The following is a 24,122-nucleotide window of genomic DNA, read 5'->3' as shown; positions in this document are numbered from 1 at the left end:
GGGTCACCAAGACGGTCCGGCGATCCACCGGTAATGACTTACAATAAACACTATGAGTCATCAACAATCTACGCCACAAGAGCGTAAATGATTTAGCCTCCTCCACGCTCGCGTGTCGATTCACTCGACGGCCGTCTGCAGGCCGGTCACGAGACCCTCTCGGTACTATCCACCACTACGTACGCCTCTAACGTCGTCGTTTCGGTATCGTTCAATACGTAAGTATATTATCAGGATTTATACCAGCTCGGTAACAGGGGCCCTGTGTGGACTCGAATCACACTACACGGCCACACAGACGCATCGTCACGGTTCTGCTCGTCGTCGCACTGTTCGTCGCGACGCTTCCTGTCGGAGGCGCGGGACCCGTCGCGGCCCAGACAACGACGGACGGTCAGATACCGATCTCGGAACTCCAGTCAAACACCACGAGCGACGGCGCGTCGGCGTACGCCGGCCAGACCGTCACAGTAACTGGGACGGTGACGGCCGTCTCGCCCGACGGCTTCTTTGTCCAGAACGCCTCCGCGTCGGACGTCGCCTACAGCGGTCTCTTCGCGTACAGCGGTGGCTCACCCGACGTCTCGGTCGGCGACACGGTCGAGGTCACCTCCCTCCTGAAAGAGCACTACGGTCTGACAGAACTCGATCTCACGGCGGAGTCGGCCTCCGTCAACGTCACCGGGACCGGTGCGGTGCCCGAGGCGGTTTCGCTGTCTACTGCGGAAGCGGGCCAGGAGGCGTACGAGAGCGTCCTGGTCACCGTCTCCGGCCTCACAGTCTCGTCGACACCGGGCCCGTACGGTGAGTGGGCGGTCACGGACGGGAGCGGTTCGCTCGCCGTCGACGACGTCGACACGGGTGACTCTGCCACGCCATCGACGTCGGGTGTGTCCGTCGACGCTGTCGAAGGACCGATCTACTACAGTTTCGGCGCGTTCAAACTCCAGCCCAAGGTGATAACCGGCCTCGGGGGGCAAACGGGTGACACCGGCACGGACACGACGGAGATCACCCTCGTCGGCTACAACGACATCGGCAAGGCGGCGGCGGGAGCCCGCGACGACGACCTCGGTCGGATGATCACGCTGATCGACCAACAGCGCGCCGAGAGCGAGGGCCCGGTGTTCGTCGCCGGCGGCGGTGACGAGGTCAGCCCCCACGCGCTTCGCAACTACGCGGGCCTGGAGAACGGCTACGAACCGCCGGTGACGGCGCTGAACCTCATCGATCCCGACGCCGAGGTCGTCCAGAACCACGAACTCGACTACGACGAGGACGCGGGTACGAACGACTTCGAGGTCTTCGAGAACATCTCCGCGGAGTCGACGTACCCGTGGCTGCTCGCGAACGTCGAGAAAACGAGCGACGGATCGAACCTCCCCGGCACACAGGACTACACCGTCGTCGAACGTGACGGCGTCCGCGTCGGCTACTTCGGAGTCACCGATGGTGCGATCGATTCGAAGACCGACGGCGTCGTCTCTCGGAACGGTTACGAGGTGACAGACCCGGTCGTGGCCGCACAGAACGTGACCGACACGCTCCGTACCGAGGAGAACGTCGATGTGGTCGTCGCGCTCGCACCGCTCGGTATTCCCGACTCGAAGGCCCTCGCGCGAAACGTCGACGGCATCGACGCGCTCATCTCGGGCGACGACCAGCAACGGTATCCGCCCCAGCAGACCGACGGCGTGCTCATCGCCGAGACGAGCGGCCGGGCGAACGCCATCGCGACGATGACGCTCACGGTCGACACCGCGAACAACACGGTGACCGACGCATCGGGCGAACTAATCGACGTGACGACCGACACGCCCCGCAACGACACGTGGAAAGCGTACATCAACCCACTCCGGGAGAACTACCTCGACACGCCCGTCGTGCGCGCGGAGATGCCAGAGCACACCGGCGTCGGCTCCAGTTACACCGACGACACCGCGACGGGGGCGCTCCTCATGGACGGTGTCCGCAACTACACTGGTGCTGACGTCGCCGTCACGAACGCTGGTGGCATCCGCGACACGCTCTATCCGAGCGAGTACGGCGCGGGTGAGGAGTTCGAGATCACCCGTGGGATGGTCACGTCGACGCTGTCGTTCGGAAACAACATCGTCGTGGTCGAGGTGACCGGCGCGGAGTTGCGCGAGATTCTCCGCAGTCAGATTACGCCACTCGAGTACGACTACCAGTACGGCACGCAGATCCAACAGCAGGTCGCCGGCGTCACCTTCGAGTGGGTGCCGCACACGAACAGCTCTTCACCCGGTGAGGGCGACGGAGAGATTCGCGACCTGACCATCGACGGTGAACCAGTGAACGACTCCGCGACGTACACACTCGCGACGAACTCCTACATCGCCGATGGCGGGAGCGGCTACCCGCTCGCCGACAAACCGCGCGTGAAGATCTACACCGATACCACGATGGCTCAGGGCGTCCTCGCGTACCTGAGCGCGCGCGAACGGATCGACGCCGACGAGGTCGACACGGAACGCGGCGACCGGATGCGGCGCGTCGACGAGACGCTCGGGGCGAACGCGGTCACTCGAACCGAGACAGACACCGACACCACCCTCACCGTCGACGTCCCGGCCCGGGTTACGGGCGTCGAAGACGAGGCGGTGCTCGCAGATCGCACCGGCACGCGCGTTACCACGACAGACGTCCAGTTAGACGGCGAGGCTAGAACGGTCACTGTGACCGTCCCGGCGAGTGACTTCGACGCGTTCGGGACCGATCCGCTCGCGGCTGGGTCGGGCGTCGATCTGTACGTCCCCTACACCGACGCCGAGTACAGCAGTCAGTACGAGAACTTCGACACCGCGGTGCTGAACGTCGAACTCGACCGGGACGCCCCCGACGGTACGCCCGCGACGCCGACGGTTGCGGTGACCGACGTGACGCTGGAGTCGGGTGACGCCGCAGTCGTTCCCATCACGCTCTCTGCGGCCCCCGACGGCTTCGCCGGCGGCACACTGACCGTCTCCGTCTCCGACCCGACTGTCGCGGAGGTCGAGGCTGCGAGCTACCCCGAGAGCCTGCTGAGCCGCGAGCCACAGATCACGGAGAACGACTCCTCGGTCACGCTTGCCGTCGCCGACGTGGAAAAAGAGATTCAGTCCGGTGCGACCGACAGCGCGCTCGCCGAACTCACCCTCGCGGCGAACGGCACTGGCACGACCACCCTGACCGTCGTAATCGATCGGTTCGACGACGACAACGGCACAAGTATGTCGGTCGCGGCCGGCCGTGCGACCGTGACAGCGGGTCCACCGATGGTCGACGGCGTGCCCCCGACCGACATCGACAGTGACGGCGCGTACGAGGACCTGAACGGAAACGGGCGACTCGACTACGACGACGTGACGATCCTGTTCGACAACTTCGAAGACGCAGCGATCAACCAGAACGCGGTCGCCTACGACTTCAACGGGAACGGCCGGGTCGACTACGACGACATCGTCACGCTGTATCATACTGTTTAGTGTAACTGTTCACCGACACTTTGCCAAGACGGGTTGGCCAAGTGCCGGTAACGACTTACGAGGGTGTCATAGAACGGTTATCACACGAAAGAGCAGGGTGAACGCTGAGGTGGTATGAGCCCAGCGACCCTGCAGGATCACCCTTCGGTAGACTCGTTGTTCAATGTCGCGGAAACCGAGACGCTAGCGTTGTCTGAGCACCTCTCTTTCGAGTTTCTCGAAGAGTTCGACGTGTTCGCCCCGGCGCAGACGGGGCGAACACGAGAGCACGAACCACCAGAGCTGATGCGTGGCTTTCTCCACTGCTACTACCACGACATCTACGGCATTCGTCCCGTCGAACGAGAGCTTCAAAACACAGTTGTCTGGCTGAGCTGTGGCTTCGATCGACCGCCGTCGAGAGACGTGGTCGATCGTTTCCTCACCGATCTCGAACACGTCGTCGACGAAGTCTTTGACCGACTCGTCGAGCAGGCCGCCGTCCGCGGCCTGCTCGACTTGACCTACTGTATCGATTCAACGGATGTGAGGGCGATGCCTGCCGATCAAGACGCGTCGAAATGCTACGATCCAACCGACGACGAATACTACTACGGCTACGGCTGTACGATCGTCTCGACCGGGCAAAAGATCCCGATCGCGGCGGAGTTCACAGAGACGCTCTTGTGAAGAACATTGTTGGTGCGTTCTTGGGTAGAGGATTGTTGGTGAGTTCTCAGCAGTAGCTGGAAGTCACAGCGGGCAAGGGTGACGCGACCGCGTCACCCGACGAACAATGTTCCCTATCAGGACGTTCGTCTCGGAGCGTCGCGCCGCGAACCTGCTGGCACAGGTTCGCTGGCGCGACGGCGTCTATTGCCCACGCTGCCGTGGCGAATCTGTGATTCGGTACGGCGGCTATCGCGTGTTTCAGCGGTATCTCTGTAAGGATTGCGACCGCACGTTCAACGATCAGACCGGCACGATCTTCGAACATTCTTCGGTGGCGCTCAGAAAGTGGTCTCTCGCCGTCTACACGTACATCCGCTTCAACACAAGTCTCAGGCAATTAGACGTAGAGATTGACGTTTCATACAAGACGATCTACCGGCGCGTCCAGCGCTTCCTGCAGGCGCTGGACGCGCCTCGACTACAGCTCGAAGGCCCGGTCGAGATAGATGAATTCTACGTGAAAGCAGGTCTCAAGGGCCGCGAGCGCGACCAGCCGTCGCGCTCGCGTGGCCTGTCTACGCGCGGACGTGGAACATACGCTGAGGACAAGCTCGCTGTGTTTGTTCTCGCTGATCGCGGCAGTGGTGAACGACACGTGATCCCGACGAAAGCCGCGACCGAATCGGGGATTCGACTCCTGCTGGCCGACCGCCAGCAGGAGTCGGTAACCGTCTACACAGACGGCTTTCGGGCATACGATCCACTTGACGAGGACGACGCATTCACCCGTGAATACGTCGTCCACGGTGACGGCGAGTACGTTGATGGAGCCGTTCACGTGAACACCTGCGAGAGCCACGCGTCGCTGGCGCGACGGTGGCTCTCGCCGCATCGAGGTGTGTCTAAAGACAGACTCACGCCGTATATCCGAGCGTTTCAGCTCCGTCGAGAAGTGTTCCGCAAACCGGGGAAAGAAGCGCTCAAAACCATCCTCGGAACTGCGCTATGACTCACCAATAATCTCCGCCACAAGAGCGTGTTCTTTTGTATGCTCCCAGTTGGCGCTCCCAGTGGAATGTGCTGAAGCGTGTTGGTGTCCCCGTTGTTGCCAGCTTGACCTCTTCCCACGGCTGAAGCCGCGGGAGTCCCCGACGGGATATGAGGATTGCGCGGCTCCTCAGCGGCTCGAGTACGCTTTCGCGTGGCCAGCGTCATGGGTCGCCGCCCTAAGTATCTCCGATGGCGTGCTTTGCAGCGCGTGTAGCAGGGTCAACGCTGCCTCCCACCTGCTCATCGCAGGCGACTGCGAAGCGGTCGGCACGGTCTCCAGCGTGCTGGGCACGGTTCGCATCAGTGCGAACGGTGAGTCCTCCCACTCAGTCCGTCGCTTCGGTGTTCCGGGCTACCGATACAGTGTGACGGTTGTAATGCTGTCACAGTAGTGCAGCGAGCGAACGCGCCGACAGCATGTCTGAGGTTCAGTCGCGCTCGGTAATGCTATCGAGATATCGACATCGCTGACACGGCGCCTTGTTTCGGCGCTGTGCCTCCTCGATGGTTACCGTGACGTACTCCGTCTCCTCGTCTCCCGCCCCACACAGCGGCCGCCCAGCCGTCCTCATATCGTGATAGGCGTAGCTCCCGCCGGCCGTGCCACTCGCCGACACGAGCACCTCCGTGGACGCCTCCCGAGACTCCGCCTCCGCCCGCTCGACACGCTCATCCCGCGTCGGTTTCCCGTTGTCTGTCATGGCCACACATGGCACAAGAACTTCGCTTATATACCCTCGCCCATTATATGCAAATAGCATATCGCGAAACTATCTTGTCTCCCCGACCCGGGTCGCCGTCTCGATCATCCCGGCGTCGAGCACGGCCGTGCCAGGTGGTTCCTCGATGGCGACCTCATCATCGGCGTTCGGGTTGGAGAGAGACGGAACTATGCCGTGCGCGTCGCTCCGGCGGTCAGAGAATCTTCATAATCGGCCTGAACGCCCGGAAGAACCCACTGAAACCCCAATTATGGCGAGCGCCACACGCCACCGAGACACCACCCGCGTCGAAACCGCGTCCCCGACACACCTCCGCGCTCGCCCCCGTACGCGGACGAACCGCACTGCTCGCAACGGAGCGTGCACCCTCGCCGGACCGACAGAACACCCCAAATCAGCAGCCGGCATCCGATTATGAAACCGCTCACGATCACGACGCGACGAGTGCAGCCCCACGCTTCGGACTCGGGCCGACGCATCAGGGGGGCACGGATTGGGACGTGCCAGCCGTCGTAGTCAGTCAAGACACCACACGGCACACGTCGCGACAGTCTGCGCAGCCGTCGAGAGGTGGCTCCAGGCGTGCCTCGCTCGGGCGTGTTCGAGACGGTACCGACAGGTCGTGTTGTGGAGCGCGGGCCAGACTCCCCTCTCGACTCGTGTAGCCATGTGGCGCGCCGTTGATCCTCGTGGTGTGGCTCCACTGGCACTGGCTGTCGCGGCCGGTGTCGTGGTCGTATTCGCCGTGTCAGTGGGGAAGCGACACGAGAGAGTTCCTCTCCACTTCGTGGAATCCTCGCGCGTTAGCGCGGGGAGGATGTCAAGAGCGCATACCACCGTCTGCAGGGGCCGGAGGAGGTCAATCTCTCCGTCATCCACAGTGTCAATCGTCGCGTGCACGAGCAGATCACCGCTCCTTGCGGGGGCATTCGCGAGTATGGCACATGAAGACTCGACCGTAGCGTACCGTGGAGCGCCTCTCGGCCGCGCTGGCGGGCGTCCCCCGAGTATGAAGCCACGAAGGGCACTCTCACCTCCTGGCTTGGCGCCTGCCACAGCGATGGCAGGGGGACGCCGACGGCTGTAGCCGTGAAAAGAATCCGATGGCGTGCGTGGGCGCGAGTGCATGACATTCGCCTCAACCTGGTGGCGCGAACGCCCCCGCACGTCCGCATCCCGAGCATCGTTCGTGCAATCCTTAGCAGGTCGCCGTGCAGAGCGCGATCCAACCCGGGTTCCTCCGGCCGTGCGCAGCGGCGCGGTTGACCGCGCCACGGTTCAGCTCGGTCGCTGTGGGTCGGACATCTTCGAGCGCACGGCGGGACGACACAGACATCGCTCCCGCGCCGCCCTGCCTGTCTTCCGACACTGGCCGGCGAGACAGCCGTGTGCAGACGCTTACTGCTCGCCCCCACGCGGGGCTGCGGCGGCGGCGTGTCGCTCCGTCGTGGTCGATTACTCTCTGTGGCTCAGATCCGGCAGTTGCCGACACCGTTGACACGGCGACTTGCCGTGGCGCCGCGCCTCCTCGATCGTCACCGTCATATACTCCGTCTCTTGATCCCCGGCGCCACACAACGGGCGGCCGTCGGTATTCATATCGTGATACGCATAGCCTCCGCCGGTCGGTTCACCTGCCTGCACGAGGACGGGCGTGGAGCCGTCCCGGGACTCATCACGCGTCCGCTGGACTGGCTCGTCCCATGTTGGCTTTCGATCATCAGTCATGGCCACACCAACCAGACAACGGTCGAGACTATAATTGTCCGCGTTAGGCGCGAGGCCAAGCAGTGCGGGCTCTCCTGCAGCAGGCGTGCGTATCAGCGCTCGTCCGGCGCCGTCTCAGCGAGCTGTCGACACCGCTGGCACGGGGCCGTGTTGCGTCGTCGGGCCGCCGCGATCGTCACCCTGACTAGGTCCGTCTCCGGGCCACCGGCCCCACACAGCGGACGGCCGTCGGCGCCGATACGATGATACGCGTAGCCGCCGTTCGCAGCGCCAGTCACGGTCGTCAACACGGCCGTCGAGTTATCGCGACCATCGTCGGCTGCGAGCACAGCACGCTCGGTCGCGGTCGGCTTATCGCCAGTAGGCATCACTACCGAAGGAGGCCGACTATCACCATAGTAACTCGGCCGATACGAATTAACTTTATCGGCGAGTGATTCGACCGAGATTCGTACCAGCCCAGTATCACGACCAGCGGGCGTGACTCATGAAGCTCAGTGGGCAGCGACTCCCGTCCTCGCGTCGGTCAGGCTGTCGACTGTGGATCGGTGGCGAGAGCGACTCTCGGATGGCACACACCTCGACACGAGTTTACCTGTGTCGGTCCGGGGGGAGCCCTCACTCCGCGGCAAGCGGTTATATATTCCCTCATATGCCACTTCCAGCCATGTTCGGAACGAGCGGCATACGGGGACCGATCGGCGAGACAGTCACGGCTGCCCTCGCGCTGTCGGTCGGACGCGCGGTCGGGAGCACCGATATCGACCGCGCCGTGATCGGCCGCGACCCCCGGCACAGCGGTGAGATCCTCTCGGACGCCGTCTCCGCAGGACTCCGCGAGTGTGGCGTGGACGTGATCGACATCGGCCTCGCGGCGACGCCGACGATCGCTCGGAGTGTTGCGTGGCGGGGTGCAGACACCGGTATTTCGGTGACCGCCTCGCACAACCCGCCGGCCGATAACGGGCTCAAACTCTGGCAACCCACCGGACAGGCGTTCGACGAGTCACGGCGAGCGGAGATTACGGGCCGCGTCGAGGCCGAGAACTACGACCTCGCCACGTGGGACGGGATCGGAAACGAACGGTCGTGGGACGGGGCGACCGAGCGCCACGCCGAGGCGCTGGTCGACGCCGGCACGGAGGTTAGCGATTGCTCGGTCGTCGTCGACATCGGCACCGGTGCGGGCGGCGTCACCGCGACCGCGCTTCACCGACTCGGCTGTGCCGTCGAGACGATCAACGCACAGCCCGACGGCTCCTTTCCCGCACGCCCGAGCGAGCCGACCGAGGAGACTCTGACATCGCTGCGAGCACAGGTCGCGACCACCGACGCCGACCTCGGCGTCGCCCACGACGGCGATGCCGACCGCCTGGTGGCCGTCGACGAGACCGGGCGCTTCGTCTCCGGCGACCGGCTGCTTGCGCTCTTCGCCCGGGAGGCGGTCTCACGTGGCGACGAGGTCGCAGCGCCGGTCAACACGAGTCTCGCCGTCGACGACACGCTGGAGCCCCTTGGCGCGTCCGTGACGCGTACGCGAGTTGGTGATGTCCACGTCGCCGAGCGCGCGACCAGTGAGACGGTGGTCTTCGGCGGCGAGCCGAGTGGGGCGTGGATCTGGCCCGACGAGACGCTCTGTCCGGACGGCCCGCTCGCCGCGTGCAAACTCGCCGAACTGGTCGACGAGGCGGGGCCGCTCTCCTCGCTGCTCGAAGCGGTCGAACGCTATCCAATTCGGCGTGAGAGTATCGAGACCAACGCGAAGGGCACGCGCATGTCGCAGGTGCGCGACCACGTCGTAGCGGCGTACGACGACGTCACCACGATCGACGGCGTCCGCATTGGCTTCGATGATGGTTGGGTGTTGATCCGGGCAAGCGGGACTCAGCCGCTGATCCGGCTGACGGCCGAAGCGCGCGATCCCGACCGGGCTGACGACCTGCTTGATACGGCCCGGTCGGTCGTTAGTCGGGCTGAGGCGTGACTTATTAACTCCGAACACGTTGGCGCGAGATGAGTTTTGAGGTGGTATCGAGCGAGTCTGCGACCTGTATTTGTGGGGTTTGGAGTTTGAGATATGTCATGTATGCTCGTTGACGAGCGGTGCACGGCATCTATCAGACGTCGTTGTAGTGTCGGGGGAGGACTTCGAGTGTATTCGACTGGATGTTCCATGGGGGCACACCACCGTTTCGAGTGTATGTCGGTACGATGTGAGCAGGGTAGCGTTTCGGGTGAGTCGGGGTCGTTGCAGGTGGTCCGATACGAGGTCGTGTTCTAGGCCTCTATAAGCGTGTGGCGTCATCCTCTAGAAATTCGGCGTTTGATTCGTATTTTTCGATTGATTTCGCGTGTTTACACTCGAAGCGGGGGTGTGTGTGTGTTCTCGGATAACGGACCACATCTACGGAGTATTCTATCTCCCTCTGACAAAGCTTACACTCGAAACGGTACCGTGTGTGTCGCGATACACTCGAAGTATGACTTCAAATGTATCTACAAGTTAAAGTCCATTTTCTAGCTTACATAGCGGCTCTAAGAACGATTTACACACGAAATGTTACTGTATATTTATATGAGTTCGAATGGAAGAGTCAGTCCATGGAACACCCCTCCGGAACGGACGGCACGAACGGTTCGCCTGATGATGACGGCGACCCACTGTTTCGCTACGACCGGCCCATTTTCCGCGACAAGACCTTACTCGAAATCGGACATTTGCCCGACCCAGACAAAGTAGTTGGCCGAGATACACAGATGCAGCGAGTTGCAAATGCACTGAATCCGGCAATCTTCGGTGAAGCACCGACTGCTCTCCTCATCTTCGGAAAAACTGGGACGGGAAAAAGCCTGACCGCGCGGATGGTCACGGAGCGACTCAAACCTGAGGCTGCCGAGCGAGGCACGTCCGTCGAGACCGTAATTCTCGATTGTGGTGAGGAAACGACGGAAACGGCTGCGGTCAAAACGATCGCAAATAAACTGAACGACGCTGACGAAACGGGGGTCACCGTTCCGCTTCGAGGGCTGTCGAAATCAGATTACTACAAGCGACTCTGGACGATCGTCGACACGATGACCGACATTGTGTTCGTGATATTCGACGAGGTCGACATGCTCGAAGATGACGAGGTGCTCCGCACACTCTCACGGGCTCGCGAAAATCAGAAAATCGTCGATTCACGGGTTGGAATCATCGGTATCTCGAATCAGCTTGACTATCCCGACAATCTCTCCGAGCGCGTGAAATCGAGTCTGCAACATACCGACCTCGTCTTCCCTGCATACGACGCAAATCAGTTGAACGAAATCCTCGAGCGCCGGAAAGAAGCGTTCAAGCCGGGCGTCCTGACTGACGACGTCATTCCGCTCGTCTCGGCCCTGGCTGCTCGCGAACACGGCGATGCTCGCAAAGCGATCGATATCCTTCGGATCGCGGGTGATATCGCAAAGGACGAAGACGCAGAAATGGTCACAGAAGCCCACGCTCGGCAAGCCAAAGAACAGACCGAAATTAACCGGGTGCGGGAACTAATCGACGGGGAAACGCAGCTAGCGAAGCTGGTGCTTAGTGCGCTCGTTCTCCAGGCGGAACAGCAAGAGGGGGCTGTCCCAACGCAGGCAGTGTACGAGCAGTACACGCAGATCGCGACCGCTATGGATACCAAGACAGTATCCGAACGCCGCGTATCCGATATTCTCAAGCAGTTTAATTTCCACTCGGTGGTGCGGTCGGAGCGTGTCGGCCGCGGCCGTGGTCGCGGCATCACCAACAGACACCGCATCATCGAGGATCTCGATATCGTGAAAAAAGCTCTCTCCAGAGACGCAGATATCACGTACTTCGAGTGACCGACGAGAGAAGACGGGGCAAGGATGGCACGACAGTGGATCGGACTCGTGTCGACCCTGACGACGGCGGGTCCTGGTCCTCGAAAGCGAGACCCAGCCGCTGATCCGGCTGACAGCCGAGGCGCGTGACTCCGACCGGGCGGACGACCTGCTCGACAGGGCGCGGTCGGTCCTCAGTCGGTCTGCCTCGTGGCTGATTCGGACTCGGACGCGTCGGCGTCGTCACTGGCCGGCGTCCGAAGGATCGTCTCGTCGGGCATCGTCCGGGAGCCAGCGGGCAGCATGACGCCCGCGTTGAGGGTCGTGTTGATGCCGGTCTTCGCCCCGTCGCCGAGGACGACGCCGAACTTCCGGCGGTTCGTCGAGGTGACCTCGCCCTTGACGACGGTCTTCACGTCTTCGTCGCCGTGACGGAGATTCGCGACCGTCGTGCCCGCCCCGAAGTTCACGTCGCGACCGAGGATGCTGTCGCCGACGTACGAGAGATGGCCCACGGTCGCGCCTGCCATGAGCACGCTGTTTTTGACTTCGACCGAGTGGCCGACCCTGGCGTCCGGGCCGACGACGGTGGACCCCCGGACGTACGCGTTCGGGCCGACAGTCGCGCCCTCGCGGATAAGCGCCGGCCCCTCGATGGTAACGCCCTCTTTCACGTGTGCGCCCTCCTCGACGACGACGGCCCCACGCAGGGTCGCGTCGTCGCTGACGGTCCCGCGGAGGTCGGTGTCGAGTTCCTCCAGTTTCCACTCGTTTGCCTCGAGGAGCTCCCACGGGCGACCGACGTCGAGCCAGCGCTCGAAGGGGACGGCGTCGACGTCATATTCTGCGCAGGTGCGGTCGAGCACGTCCGTGAGTTCCATCTCGCCGCGGTCGCTCTGGTTGACGTCGAGCCACGCCTGCGCGTCGGCGGGGAAGACGTACGAGCCCGTGTTGATGAGGTTCGACGGCGGGTCGTCGGGCTTTTCGACGACGCCGGTGACTCGCTGGGATGGGTCGTCGGCCGTGGTGAGGACGCCGTAGTTGGATGGGTCGTCGACGCGATAGGAGCCGACCGCGGGACCGGACTCGAAGAGGGTTTCGAGGGAGTCGACGTCGTAGAGCACGTCGCCGTTGAGCACGGCGAACGGTTCGTCGTCGAGCGTGGGCTTCGCCGTGCGGACCGCGTGGGCCGTGCCGCGCGGGACGTCCTGAACGACGTACTCGACCGGCGTGTGCTCGAACTCGTCGCCGATGGCGTCCACGATCGCGTCTTTCTCGTAGCCGACGACGAGGGTGATCGAGGTCGCGCCGGCGTCGACGGCCGCCGAGAGCGTGTGTGCGAGGAGAGAGCGGTTCGTGACCGGGAGGCTCGGCTTGGGTCGATTGGCGGTGAGGGGACGGATTCGGGTGCCCTCGCCTGCGGCTAGGACGACGGTTTGCATATACTTCACTCATCACCCGGTCGTAAATACCTGCTTCTCGTCGCTATACGCCGCCGGTCACAGCTCGTGTGGTTGCGACGCGGCTCCGCCGCGCGCTGGTGGCTCGTTTCAATATTATCCCGCAACTCCTTCGCTGTGACTGGCTTCACTACGGAATTGAATCGTGCGTTGAGAGCTGCTACTGTCAAGTGAGAATCGCAGAGCAGCCGTGGCTTGGAACGCCGTTGGTCACGCTTCGGGGTAGTGCCGCAAGAAGCGTACCGCCTGGCTGGTGAGGTGCCAGTGGACCCGGATGATTGCCTCGAGCAGGCAATCCCATCCAACCGCCTCTGAGCGCTTTTTTGGCTCCGATCCGACGCCTGAAACCCCCATTTTCGGCCGTGTAGAGCGATTTTTGTGCTGGAGACGGAAAAAGAACCCAGTTAATTGCCTTCCAGAATAATTCGATTGAGCAGGCCTAATTCGAGGCTGAGATAAATCACCCAGATGAATGCCCGCACCAAATCTTCGAGGCAATCATCTGGGACTACTGATCTGTGCGTTCTTTATGTGTGCCAGAGTTTAATCCAGATATTTTCTCTTCGAAGGAACTGTTTGCTGGGCAATCTTTATACGTAGTCTCTAGGTCAAAAAACCGGGTTCTTCTCTTCGTGTGAGTGACAGATACTCTGGCAGAAGTGATTACGAGTCCTTCACAGAAGGACATCGAGTTGACGAACTAGCGACTTGCACAAGACGCCGATGCAACCTAATAGGAGATTCTGACCATCTGAATTCTCTCCCGACACAACCGAGACAACGTATCACCGAACATCTAGCGCGACATCAGAACTACGGGGTACCCATCGGGTAGTCCATTTCCCTTTCGGGACGTTCGACGCTGCTTTGTTCAGTTTTCCCTTGGTTTCGCTCCAACAGAAGGTCAAGGTGCTCCAACAGCGTGGCGATACGGACGACGCCGTCGTGGCCATCTCTCCCGAGGACGTTCAGAAGATTGTCGAGCATCCCGGCTCGCCGGCCATCTGCAACAAACTGGTGATACGATTGCTGTAACATACGGCGTTCGATCAGTCTAACTGGCCAACATCCAGCTTGCGGACATCCACTTCGGGAATCGCAAGATGCGAATCACGTCGGCGAAGGTAAATGCGGGCGACAAAAACTACATCCGATACGTCTACTACACGAGAATTTGGACTACCTAACGTGCGAGTGGGTCGAGAAGCAGCGCCAGTCATACGCGCCGGCAGCCGACTCCGACTACCTCTTTCTCACCCAGCAGAAGCCGAAGATGCGGCCGAGCTACATCAGTCGGATCGTGAAAGAGCAGGCCAAAGAGGCGGGCGTCAACGAACCGATCACCGAAGACGCCAACGGGAACACGAGGTGGCTCGTGACCGCAAACACGTTTCGCCATTCGATGGCGTCCCACTCAGCGAACGGGACACAACCTGCCGATCCGAACGGAGACGGAATCCCCGTCCACATGTTGGCCAAGGTTCTCGGACACCGGAAGCTGGATACGACGATGAAGTACGTCTCGACGGACTGGAACCAGATTGGGAAGGTGCTTCGTGAGCGGGGTCATCGGTAATTTGCGATACGCGATACACTCATCAAGCGTGGCGGACGGTATAATCTTGGCCTCGTCGGTACTTATTATGGAACCAATATCGATTGTGGCCTACATAAGAGTACAACCATCGAGCAACTAGCTCAAGTCACTGCAGGTAGCCCAAATCTTCCAATTTCTGTTTCATACTATCGCTCATATCAATCGCACCATTGCCCATATTCTGCTCGAAGGAGGCGAGCCAGTCATCGAGCCGTGCTTCGAGTTCCTCTCGTACCTTCGGCTCTGTACAAGGGTCGGTCTCGCCATCTGTAGTCATATCGAACAACTCGACGGTGTCCCGCGAATCCCGAACGAGCTTGTAGTCGCTGGTTCTGAGTGCCCGCAACGATCGATCGTACTGGGTGAGTTCTTCCCGGGGGACCCCCGTCTGCTCGCTCAGGCGTTCGATTGTCGGTTGTGGTGAACAATACTCGGCTACGACCTGCTCTCGTGGCTCGGTCACCGCGTTAGGATGGAACGACACCCCTTGGACGTGATCGGGTACCGATACGCCAGCGATATTCAGGATCGTCGGGTACAGATCCAGCATCTGGACCAGTCGGTCGGCCTCGCCGCCGTCCACAAACGCCCCACCAGTGATGGTTAGAGGCACGTGCAAAAGCGTGTCGTGGACGGAGTACTGGTGGTCCATCAAGCCGTGGTCGCCGATGTTCTCGCCGTGATCCCCGACGATCACGAAGACGGTATCCTCCCACTCGCCGTGTCGGTCGAGCAGCGACCGCAGGGCACCGATTTGGTGGTCGAGATACGCGATCTCCCCGCGGTAGAGCGCTCGTAACAGTTCAAACTCCGAATCTGATACAGACAGGGTGCCGGCGACGTACTCCCAGGGTTTCTGTGGAACTGCCATCGCATCCCTGTAGGTGGCGTCGTCTGGGAGAAACGGTTGCGCCCACTCCTTTGGTGGCTGGTAATCCAGATGAGGTTCGAGATAGTTGAGAAATAGAAAGAACGGATCGTCCGTCTCTCGGTTAGTGAGCCACTGCTCAACGAGTGTATTCGTCCGTGCCGCTCCGTAATCGGAGCGCCGATAGAGGAACTTTCCATAGAACGTGTTGATAAGGTTCGCTATCAGATCACCGTTCAGGAGCGCATTTGCGGTTTCAATGATCTGATCGGTGCCGTGGGTAGTGAGCTTAATCTCGCCCAGATCGGTTTCGGTTTGAATGTACTGCCAGACTTTGCGGAATTTCTCGAATCCCCGTGCCAAGCCGAATTCATCAGTGACCCAGGCATTATTTGTGATTCCAATGGTTTCGTAACCTGCTGCTGAGAGCTTCTCAGCGAGCGTTGGAAACTGTCCGTCGTATGATTTGTGTCCCGCGTGGGTTCCGTGTTTTGAGGTGTATGTCCCGGTAAACAGTGACGTGTGGGACGGGAGGGTCCACGGCGAGCTCGTAAATACTTCGGTGTAGGTAGTCCCCTCAGCGGCGAGATCAGCAAGTTTCGAGTCGGAGAGATATTCTCGAACGTGTCGTGTTTCCGACGCCCGGGCCGTATCCATAACCAGCAATACCACATTCTTACTCATTACTGCATATACAACCTGATTCGCTGGTCAAAAGATTCACGCTAACAACGGGACGAAAGGGTCAGGTTGATTTCCGAAAAGAATTAACACACACGGAAAGTCGTCACATATATCGTGTCCGCATCTGAGGTCGATCAGGGGTGCACTGATCGACGTTGTATTTTGGCTCTTAACAAGCGGAGTTGGCACCACTCGAAGGCCGGTGGGTCGGAACACAACCTTGAAGAAACACTTACGCGCCTTACCGACCGGGGTCATAGCGTTTACCTTCTGACGGGGGCAGACGAAGGCCAGGACCGGACAGTTATTGACAACGGTGTCATTATTCGCCGCGTTGGGATCGACGACCGAATTGGTTCCCCATGGGATGTGGTGGTCTCGTATCTCTTCGTCTCTATCTACTTCTACTGGTACCAATATCGCGTCTCACCGGATGTCGTCTACACCGTCAATACGCCGCTTCCCTGGCCAGTTTTCACCCGCCGGCCACGAGTCTCGATCTTTCATCATATCGCCATCGACTCGTTTTTCGAAACTCATCCGTTTCCTCAGAACCTGTTTGGCTTCCTGGCCCAGTGGGCAGGTGTACTCCGAGAGCGTGAGAATCCAACCGTCAGTGTGAGCCCAAGCACGACCGCGGAACTGGTTTCTCGGGGCCACGATCCGGCGACAGTCGCCGAGATCACTAACGGGATCGATACTGATCGGTATACCCCCGGTTCGGAGTCCAAAACGCCGCGTATTCTCTACATTGGGGGACTGGAACGCTACAAGGGAGTTGATCGTATCCCCGAGATCCATCAGTCGATAACCGATCAGGCCACCGAGCCTGTGGCACTCGACGTTGCTGGTCGTGACGGACCACTCCGTGAGGAGATCGCGGAATACTGTGAGCGTACGGAAACGGCCACATTCCATGGGTTCGTCTCCTTGGATCAGAAAGTTGAGTTGCTCCAGTCAGCGTGGGTATATATCGCCCCGAGTCGTATAGAGGGTTGGGGAATTGTAGTCCTCGAAGCTAACGCGTGTGCCACGCCAGCTGTCGGCAATAATATTGCTGGCCTTCGTGATTCGATTTGCGACGGCACAACCGGTTATCTCGTCCCAGAAGGCGATCACGACGCATTCGCTTCGCGGGTAGTCCAGCTATTCGAGGACGAGGCCCGTGAGCAGTTCGGAAATGATGCTCGTGAGTGGGCTCAGCAGCACTCTTGGGACCAGACCGTAAATGATCTGGAGCAGTTGTTAATTGAGGTAAGTGACCGTGCGTAACCCCGATTCAGTGCTGCTGACGACCGACTATCTTCCCCCTTCTTCTGGCGGGGTCGAGCGGGTTGTGACCGAACTCGCACTCGGCCTTGCCGACGAAGGTGTGGATGTAACAGTGCTCGCACTGGAGGGCGAGAACGGAGAACTCGCTGAATCGGATGTGCGTGTGATCGATGTGCCTTCACTTGATCTAACCGAACTACTCGGTGTCCAAGCGCGGATCTCGCCACTGTTTCCATTCGTACTGTGGTGGGTGATCTGGCGCTTCCAGCCAGATGTCGTCCACGCACATAACCGGTTTTTCTTTTCGACCTGGAGTACCGCGGTTGTGTTGAACCTGTGCTCATCCCCACCACCACTGGTCACAACGGTCCATCTGGGGGACATCTCCGAGATCACCGGCACGGCTGGGATCGCTGCCCGGGTACTCGAAGAGACGCTCGGCCGCCTCGTCTTCAAGACGAGCACCGCCGTCATCGGCGTGAGTGAGGCCGCGCTGCATGCAGTATCACATCTAACCGGTGGTTCTGCCACCACCATCTACAACGGCGTCGATACCGACGAGTTTCAGCCGAGCAACACAGATTCCTCAGAGGAAGAAACCACTATCCTCTTCGTCGGGCGATTGATTGAGAACAAGGGTATCCTGCGGCTGCTGGAAGCGGTCAGTGAATTAGATCGGCCCGCCAACTGGCGATTGCTCGTCGTTGGCACCGGGCCACTAGCCGACCAGTGCCAGACGTTCGTCGAACAAAACGATATTAGCGACCAGGTTGAGTTCCGTGGGTTCGTTAAGTCAGTCCCGGCGGTGATGGCAGAGGCAGATATCTTTTGTCGCCCCTCCGACACCGAGGGCTTGCCGCTCACGCTACTTGAGGCAATGGCGTCCGGACTTTGTCCGGTCGTCACTCCTGCCGGCGGCGTCGAGGAGATTATCGAATCCGGACAGAACGGAATAATCGTTCAACGCGAGGCAGACGACATCGCCGCCACCCTGACGCGGCTAATCAAAGAACCAACCGAGCGGACACGTCTCGCCGCAAATGCCAGAACAACGGTGATCTCGGAATACAGTTGGGAGAGCCGCATCCAGCCTGTCCTGGACGTATATCGAGAGTGTCTCAACTGATGGAATTGCTTTTAGTTAATGATGTTTCCCCCGATAAGTACGGTGGCGCCCAATACTACATTCAGCAGGTCACAACGACACTTCAGGTCTAGGTGATTGAGGCGGTTTGTGAGTTTCATGGACAGAACTGACCTCTTGTTACTCGAAGTCGCTGAATGGCCACTACCGATGGTTACAGATATTACGCATCAGTTATATATATATGAGAGTCTCCTGAAGAGTATATCCGACTAAAGTTACGATCCAACATATTCGAACCCCATTTTAATCTCCACCAATTCCCATTCAACCGTATTATTTTCTCGTCTCTGTACAAAATATAACTACTCTTCTCCAGTTCTGAGTACGACGATTCCAAATATAGGTTTTCACTCTGTTTGTAATTTAAATCTGGGTCAGGAGACGTCCTAATCAAAGTAGTGTACTGATCAGTATATACAATTCTTCCGTCTATACCAAACTCATCTATACTTGATTTTGCAGACATTTCTGACTGATCAAGGTATGATCGAGGGGTTCCGCTATAGTCGGGAACAAAGAATATGGAGGAAGTTTGGAATAATAGAAGAAGGACTACAAAGATAAGGCCTAAGGCTTGGGTACCACTAAATGATTTCAGAGGTAATTTTTCCCGAAAATTTATTGATATTATAACTGCACCCAGAGGGATAATAAATAGTAAGAATCGAAATGGTGATCCTGCATTAGGGTCTGTTGAAACAATCCCGGTTAATACCAGCCCAATACCTATAAACGATACTAAATATGGTTCAGGCTTTTGCTCAAGTATAGTATAACTTGCAAGTAGTATTGCTACCCCTAGCATAAATAGAAGAGTTTCGGAATAGTGATAAAGGAAATCTAACTGACCGGGATCTACAGCAGCTGCTGACGAAGGATTTATTGGTTCTGGAGCAAAGTCGTCTCTCCAAGAAAATAACGTGGAGATTTTTAAAACCCCTTTCTGTATAAACGTGGTAGCATAAATCCATTGAACAATGAGAAACAATCCTGATAGTATAGCAAAGAAAACACCTGGGAAGTGTCGATTGGCATTGTTCCTCAGCATAACGTTTTGTGCATCATTTTCCCATGCCCATAAGGAGGCCAATAGTCCTAAAAATAGCCCAACTATTTGGATGACTGTATTATTTATAGAAGAAACAACCACCTGCCAAGCAAGCATTATACCACAAACCGACAGCCAGTAGAGTATATTCCTTTTATATATGTAATTTGATGCGAATGCGACTATACTTACGGTAGAAAATGAAAAGAAAAGAAAGAGAAGAGGTACTTTGTGGGTGAAGACTAGCACACCGAGGATAACTAGAGAGATTCCCATTTCACGGTTATTAGTTCTATTTTTTATCCAAAGTACGAATATTATATAACAGAATAAAACCGCTAGAGTTTGCGGAACCGGCCAATATGCAAATTTAACTCCAAGAGTAATAATTGATGCAAAAAGGGCAGCCAAATTTGCCAATTTTTTGTTTGATAGCCTGTCTGCTATTATAAATGAGGTACAGGGAATGAGTACGCCCATTAAGATTGAATATACGAACAATGGAGATTCGTGCGTGACGTTAGATACAATCTCAAAGATCCCCGCGAGAAGGTAGTAGAAAGGAGCCTCGGAGTAGAAACCGATAACTAGGTGATCTGTTGTTCCAGTATTTACGATCCTAGAAATAACATGGATATCCCTATTTGGATCTATTCCAATTACTGAAGCGGGGAAAGCAAATATCGAGATATTTCTTACTACTGAGACAGAGACGATAGTAAAAAGTGTGACAAAGTGGGAATGGGTAGTAACGGCAAGGATTCCAAGCAAGATGGATGAAATTATAGCTCCAAATATTATGGATGGAAATAACTGATTAGATAATATGGAGGCCACAACTGAAGCTACAGTAACGAGGATAGCCGTGCTAACAAGGATTTTATTTCGTCGCATATTCAATTGCCTCTATGAATTTTCCCACCATCTGGTTATAGGACACTTCACTATTGATGGTTGAATAGGCATTCTCTGCCAATTTGTTTCGGCAAGAAGGTCTTTCAATCAATAGGTCAATCACTTCCGCTATACCTTCTTGATCCCCCACCGAGTTTACGAATCCATTATAGCCATTTATTACAAGATCATTTGCCTCTCCCACCCCATCGGAGACAACCACCGGTGTTGATCTTTTCATAGATTCTATTACAGTTAATGGAAATGAGTCCCTCTCACTTGGCAAAATACAAACATCAGACGAATCGTAGACACCTGTAACATCATCAACCCAGCCCAAGAATTCAGTATCAGGAGTTATTTCGGCTGCGATCTCTTTTAGATATTCTAAATACTCTTCAGAACCGGTTCCGGCGATTTTTATAATGATATCATCAGCGTATTGGGACTTCTCTGCTGAGTATAGAACGTCTTGAATTCTTTTTAGCGGTATTAGTCGCCCAACGTAACAGATAGTAAATTTATCCAATGAGCTGTCCGAGGGTTTTGCGCTATTAATGTTGCATGCACTCCGGGTCATAAACACATCATTTTTTTCACAGTTTGTTTCTCGTTGAATGTAATGTTTAGACTTCTTTCCAGGCACGACATAGGCATCCACAAACTCATCAATTATATTTAAAACCGTTTTTTTATGGATAGTTTCCATTATGGAGGCATTTGGCATATCCCAAACTTCAGTATATAGAACGACAGTAGACTCCTTTATTTTTGCGAGGATGGAGGTGAAAAGGGACTCAGTGAATATAAAATCGGGACACACAATAACATCGTAGTTTGAAAACGCAATTTTTCCAAGTAGAGTTATCTTGTTTACGGCCGTCGCATCTAAGTTATCAATATTGTCCTGGTCGAAAATAAGGAAATCAACATCGATCTCTTTATTTAAATTTTTAAACAGAGGGAGGCGATAGTCCATGACTTTGTTGTGTATAAAGCAGACCTTGGCACTTGACATCAAACGTAGAAACACTTTGTAAGTCCTAATCATTTACGGGAATCGATTATGTCCTCTCACTCTTGGGTAGCACTTGTTGATTTCAGAGTGTTTCTTGGATAGCATGTTTAAGAACTCGCTCTATACGTTAGCATCGGCTATTGAGTAAACGAAGAGGTGGTCGATATCGTTCCAACAATGTCTGTTCGTTGTGTGCTTGATCAACGGTCGCGTTGACTCAGAGTGGCACTCCACATGGAGGTCGCTCCATAAATAGTTCGTGTCAGGACTTACTGATTACGCTCTTGCGAAGTAGATTGTTGATTGCGAGAGCTGCGGCTGAAAGTCGAAGAGGGCAAGGGCACAGCGTCAGCGGTGTCCGATATGTTCCCTGTAAGCCGATTCCGACACGAATCGGCTGCAGCGGACCTGTTGCAGCCGGTTCGCTGGCGTGATGGTGTCGAGTGCCCCCGCTGCCGTTCTGACCTGACGGTCAGAAACGGCAGCTATCGGGTGTATCAGCGATATCTGTGTAAGAATTGCAGTCGGACGTTCAACGACAAGGCCGGGACAATTTTTGCTCACTCAAAGCTCACGCTGAAGGAGTGGTACTTCACGATTTACGTGTTTTCACGGTTCAACACGAGTATTCGCCAGATCGAGGCGGAACTCGATCTTTCGTACAGGACACTGAGGCGGCGAGTTGAGTCTCCATAGACAAGCTCACGCCGTATCTCAGATCCTTCGAACTCCGCCGTGAACTCTACAGAAGACCAGGCGACGAAGCGCTCAAACACGCTCTCGATGCCGCGCTCTGAAAATCAACAACGTGCTTCACAAGAGCGAACTGGTTATATGCCGTCTGTAGTCAGTCTATATTTGTAAACCAGTATGCTTCCTCAACGTGACTGAGACGGTCGTAAGAAGCGCCGTGTTTTTCTAATAAAGATAAAACCTCTCCAGACTCACACTCAAGTAGTTGAGGATGGACCTCAACGACCCCGCTAATCGAGTCCACTGCGGGTAATAGGTCATCTAATATGCGAAGTTCTTCCCCCTCTGCGTCGATTTTTACAAATGCTGAACTGGCGTTACGGTTTTTAATGATCTCAGACAACTTGGTGCAACGTTTTGTGATCGGTGTTGTTGGCAACCCGTCTGCTGGTGCTGTCCCGTGGCTATTGGAACCCGGTGTGGAGACATTATAGAAGGTCACAGTATCCTCCGAGTCAGATACAACACGTGTATCAACTTCCGCAGACAGTCCATTTGCCTGAATATTAGCTTCCAACAGTGCGGCATTCCTCAGATTTGGCTCAAAGCTTACGATAGGCAGATCTGGATTCAAGACACCAAGTAAAACAGTGTATATGCCATAATGGGCGCCAATGTCAAAAGCGACATCGAAATCGTAAGTCAAATCGAACAGGGATGTCGGGATTTTCTCGTGGACTATAACCCCATCCGAGACCGCGTTATGCAAGTACATGAGGGACGCCCCATCATCAAATCTAAATGAGAACGTTTCTCCCCCATCTTCGATTGTCCATTCATTTTCCCCCAGGTGCTCAGCCGCAACGCTAACATAATCCAGCATCATATATCCATACTGATGAAACTGACGGGGAGTTACTGAGCCAACCCGTCGGAGACCCTCAAAAACATTGAGCATAGTCTCTAAACTATGGCTTGGGTTAAATTATATTCGATCGATACCATCTAGTGTGTCGGGTAGGTCCAGATCGTCAACGTGGTGTTTGGCTATTTTTAAGCGTCCGAGAGTGACTTCATGTGAATTCCACTGAAATGCCTGGAGGTGGAGGCAACACCGAATTTGAGACTGCGAACCTCAACCGTTCACGCGCCGACCCAGTTTTGGCAGTCTACCCAAGCGCTATTCAACAGAGCATGTGATTGCTCCAGCTACGTTAGAACAATACTATCCGTCGTAGCTGATCGACACTGATAACTCAGACTATAGTACTGAAAATACATCGTCACCATTCACCGTTGAACAATAATGTGGAATTCAAAAACTATGAATCCCTATTTATCTCTTTCCGGCATCCGGTCATTCTTTGCAGCCTGTCTCGCTCCACCCATGTTTCGTTCCATCTCGGTAACACCGCGCATGACTGCATCTAGACCGACCCATAAAAAAACCCCGACAACGGTAACAAGTAGTAGTGCCACTAGCAGTCTCCTCATTAACGACATCCTATCTCGGAAGTTAAAGGGGAGGGATTATCAAACCTACCTCTGAGGATAGACATTATTCAGAGAGCATCAAGTGAAATGATGCAGATCCATCTGCGATCATCACGTCCCTGAACCGAGCGATATCAGCGTCAACAGCGTCGGGGACAGCGACCTTGTCGATACCTTGCTCGACGATGTGACAAAGGTAATCCGCGAGTGTTGGTGTCAACCGGTGATCCTCCCGATGAGCTCGTCTCGTTGGCTGTCGAGTTGTAGCTCCGTCTGGACCCAGCGAGTGTTCGGATCTCGCTTGCGGCGAAGCCGAACACGAGCGCCCACACAAGGATTGGAACCTGAAGCCTGTTCTCTCGCTTGACCACGCCCGAGTTCCTCACCGTGCTCTTCGAGTTACTCGGGGGGGAACAGTGTAGTGAGCCGACGCATAATTCGAGGTGTGGTGGAATCGTTGTACACACTCTTCGTCTC

General features: G+C 56.6%; 16 protein-coding genes and 4 pseudogenes. 10 read left to right on the top strand and 10 right to left on the bottom strand.

The window, feature by feature from the left end; all coding sequences use genetic code 11:
* Positions 1–266: 266 nt before the first annotated feature.
* The 3 genes and pseudogenes from HALNA_RS00710 to HALNA_RS00700 all read left to right on the top strand — a co-directional run bounded on the left by HALNA_RS00710 (position 267) and on the right by HALNA_RS00700 (position 5,148).
* Complete coding sequence (locus tag HALNA_RS00710; RefSeq protein ID WP_245575963.1) at positions 267–3,488, top strand: 5'-nucleotidase C-terminal domain-containing protein; 3,222 nt, start codon at positions 267–269, stop codon at positions 3,486–3,488.
* Between the two features lie 114 nt (positions 3,489–3,602).
* Positions 3,603–4,148, top strand: a pseudogene (locus tag HALNA_RS00705) (IS5/IS1182 family transposase); the annotation flags it as partial.
* A 115-nt stretch (positions 4,149–4,263) separates the two neighbouring features.
* The gene (locus tag HALNA_RS00700) at positions 4,264–5,148 is read left to right on the top strand and encodes an IS1595 family transposase (RefSeq protein ID WP_049934287.1); all 885 of its coding nucleotides are present in this window, start codon (positions 4,264–4,266) and stop codon (positions 5,146–5,148) included.
* Positions 5,149–5,617: 469 nt separating this feature from the next.
* Here HALNA_RS00700 and HALNA_RS00695 read toward each other — a convergent pair whose 3' ends face one another.
* From HALNA_RS00695 to HALNA_RS00685, 3 genes are all read right to left on the bottom strand, one after another.
* The gene (locus tag HALNA_RS00695) at positions 5,618–5,890 is read right to left on the bottom strand and encodes a hypothetical protein (protein WP_049934286.1); all 273 of its coding nucleotides are present in this window, start codon (positions 5,888–5,890) and stop codon (positions 5,618–5,620) included.
* 1,476 nt (positions 5,891–7,366) lie between these two features.
* Positions 7,367–7,639 (bottom strand): hypothetical protein, encoded by a 273-nt coding sequence (locus HALNA_RS00690; protein ID WP_157573372.1) that lies wholly within the window; start codon positions 7,637–7,639, stop codon positions 7,367–7,369.
* A gap of 92 nt (positions 7,640–7,731) precedes the next feature.
* Complete coding sequence (locus HALNA_RS00685; RefSeq protein ID WP_157573371.1) at positions 7,732–8,007, bottom strand: hypothetical protein; 276 nt, start codon at positions 8,005–8,007, stop codon at positions 7,732–7,734.
* Positions 8,008–8,306: 299 nt separating this feature from the next.
* Between HALNA_RS00685 and glmM the strand changes: the two genes are divergently transcribed.
* A complete protein-coding gene (glmM, locus tag HALNA_RS00680; protein ID WP_049934282.1) occupies positions 8,307–9,623 on the top strand; it encodes a phosphoglucosamine mutase in 1,317 nt (438 codons plus the stop codon).
* Positions 9,624–10,240: 617 nt separating this feature from the next.
* Complete coding sequence (locus HALNA_RS00675; RefSeq protein WP_049934281.1) at positions 10,241–11,491, top strand: Cdc6/Cdc18 family protein; 1,251 nt, start codon at positions 10,241–10,243, stop codon at positions 11,489–11,491.
* 173 nt (positions 11,492–11,664) lie between these two features.
* Here HALNA_RS00675 and glmU read toward each other — a convergent pair whose 3' ends face one another.
* The gene (gene glmU / locus HALNA_RS00670; RefSeq protein ID WP_084509824.1) at positions 11,665–12,912 is read right to left on the bottom strand and encodes a bifunctional sugar-1-phosphate nucleotidylyltransferase/acetyltransferase; all 1,248 of its coding nucleotides are present in this window, start codon (positions 12,910–12,912) and stop codon (positions 11,665–11,667) included.
* A 900-nt stretch (positions 12,913–13,812) separates the two neighbouring features.
* Between glmU and HALNA_RS19610 the strand changes: the two genes are divergently transcribed.
* Both HALNA_RS19610 and HALNA_RS00665 read left to right on the top strand, forming a co-directional pair.
* Entirely contained in the window at positions 13,813–13,965 is a 153-nt protein-coding gene (locus tag HALNA_RS19610; RefSeq protein WP_157573370.1) for a hypothetical protein, read from the top strand.
* A gap of 1 nt (position 13,966) precedes the next feature.
* Positions 13,967–14,506, top strand: coding sequence for a tyrosine-type recombinase/integrase (locus HALNA_RS00665; protein ID WP_084509823.1), 540 nt, complete (start codon positions 13,967–13,969; stop codon positions 14,504–14,506).
* Positions 14,507–14,633: 127 nt separating this feature from the next.
* Here HALNA_RS00665 and HALNA_RS00660 read toward each other — a convergent pair whose 3' ends face one another.
* Complete coding sequence (locus tag HALNA_RS00660) at positions 14,634–16,079, bottom strand: sulfatase (RefSeq protein WP_049934278.1); 1,446 nt, start codon at positions 16,077–16,079, stop codon at positions 14,634–14,636.
* Between the two features lie 114 nt (positions 16,080–16,193).
* Here HALNA_RS00660 and HALNA_RS00655 point away from each other — a divergent pair, with 114 nt between their 5' ends.
* Together HALNA_RS00655 and HALNA_RS00650 are read left to right on the top strand one after the other, a co-directional pair.
* Positions 16,194–17,351 (top strand): glycosyltransferase family 4 protein, encoded by a 1,158-nt coding sequence (locus tag HALNA_RS00655; RefSeq protein ID WP_049934277.1) that lies wholly within the window; start codon positions 16,194–16,196, stop codon positions 17,349–17,351.
* Positions 17,344–18,477, top strand: a complete 1,134-nt coding sequence (locus tag HALNA_RS00650) for a glycosyltransferase family 4 protein (protein WP_169718988.1) — start codon at positions 17,344–17,346, stop codon at positions 18,475–18,477. Before HALNA_RS00655 ends, HALNA_RS00650 begins: the two co-directional genes overlap by 8 nt.
* A 181-nt stretch (positions 18,478–18,658) precedes the next feature.
* On the opposite strand, the gene HALNA_RS19605 is transcribed toward HALNA_RS00650, so the two are convergent.
* The 3 genes and pseudogenes from HALNA_RS19605 to HALNA_RS19600 form a co-directional block, all read right to left on the bottom strand.
* Positions 18,659–20,440: a hypothetical protein gene (locus tag HALNA_RS19605; RefSeq protein WP_157573369.1), complete on the bottom strand. Its 1,782-nt coding sequence runs from the start codon at positions 20,438–20,440 to the stop codon at positions 18,659–18,661.
* Entirely contained in the window at positions 20,427–21,458 is a 1,032-nt protein-coding gene (locus HALNA_RS19080) for a glycosyltransferase family 4 protein (RefSeq protein WP_169718987.1), read from the bottom strand. Before HALNA_RS19080 ends, HALNA_RS19605 begins: the two co-directional genes overlap by 14 nt.
* Positions 21,459–21,650: 192 nt before the next feature.
* Positions 21,651–21,731, bottom strand: a pseudogene (locus tag HALNA_RS19600) (IS5/IS1182 family transposase); the annotation flags it as partial.
* Between the two features lie 90 nt (positions 21,732–21,821).
* Here HALNA_RS19600 and HALNA_RS00645 point away from each other — a divergent pair.
* Positions 21,822–22,145: pseudogene (locus tag HALNA_RS00645) on the top strand (transposase); the annotation flags it as partial.
* Between the two features lie 160 nt (positions 22,146–22,305).
* On the opposite strand, the gene HALNA_RS19075 reads toward HALNA_RS00645, so the two are convergent.
* Entirely contained in the window at positions 22,306–23,034 is a 729-nt protein-coding gene (locus tag HALNA_RS19075) for an FkbM family methyltransferase (protein ID WP_169718986.1), read from the bottom strand.
* 678 nt (positions 23,035–23,712) lie between these two features.
* Positions 23,713–24,080: pseudogene (locus HALNA_RS19070) on the bottom strand (IS4 family transposase); the annotation flags it as partial.
* Positions 24,081–24,122: the final 42 nt, after the last annotated feature.

Origin of the sequence: Haloplanus natans DSM 17983 (assembly GCF_000427685.1) — an archaeon.
Lineage (GTDB): Archaea > Halobacteriota > Halobacteria > Halobacteriales > Haloferacaceae > Haloplanus > Haloplanus natans.
The sequence above is the reverse complement of the archived record's forward strand: the minus strand, read 5'-3'. Positions and strand labels throughout refer to the sequence as shown.

Bases quoted from the DNA above. Each gene is read 5' to 3' on its own strand.
- HALNA_RS00700 (WP_049934287.1), top strand. From the start codon at position 4,264: ATGTTCCCTATCAGGACGTTCGTCTCGGAGCGTCGCGCCGCGAACCTG.
- HALNA_RS00695 (WP_049934286.1), bottom strand. From the start codon at position 5,890: ATGACAGACAACGGGAAACCGACGCGGGATGAGCGTGTCGAGCGGGCG.
- HALNA_RS00690 (WP_157573372.1), bottom strand. From the start codon at position 7,639: ATGACTGATGATCGAAAGCCAACATGGGACGAGCCAGTCCAGCGGACG.
- HALNA_RS00685 (WP_157573371.1), bottom strand. From the start codon at position 8,007: ATGCCTACTGGCGATAAGCCGACCGCGACCGAGCGTGCTGTGCTCGCA.
- glmM (WP_049934282.1), top strand. From the start codon at position 8,307: ATGTTCGGAACGAGCGGCATACGGGGACCGATCGGCGAGACAGTCACG.
- HALNA_RS00675 (WP_049934281.1), top strand. From the start codon at position 10,241: ATGGAACACCCCTCCGGAACGGACGGCACGAACGGTTCGCCTGATGAT.
- glmU (WP_084509824.1), bottom strand. From the start codon at position 12,912: ATGCAAACCGTCGTCCTAGCCGCAGGCGAGGGCACCCGAATCCGTCCC.
- HALNA_RS00660 (WP_049934278.1), bottom strand. From the start codon at position 16,079: ATGAGTAAGAATGTGGTATTGCTGGTTATGGATACGGCCCGGGCGTCG.
- HALNA_RS19605 (WP_157573369.1), bottom strand. From the start codon at position 20,440: ATGCGACGAAATAAAATCCTTGTTAGCACGGCTATCCTCGTTACTGTA.
- HALNA_RS19080 (WP_169718987.1), bottom strand. From the start codon at position 21,458: ATGTCAAGTGCCAAGGTCTGCTTTATACACAACAAAGTCATGGACTAT.
- HALNA_RS19075 (WP_169718986.1), bottom strand. From the start codon at position 23,034: ATGCTGGATTATGTTAGCGTTGCGGCTGAGCACCTGGGGGAAAATGAA.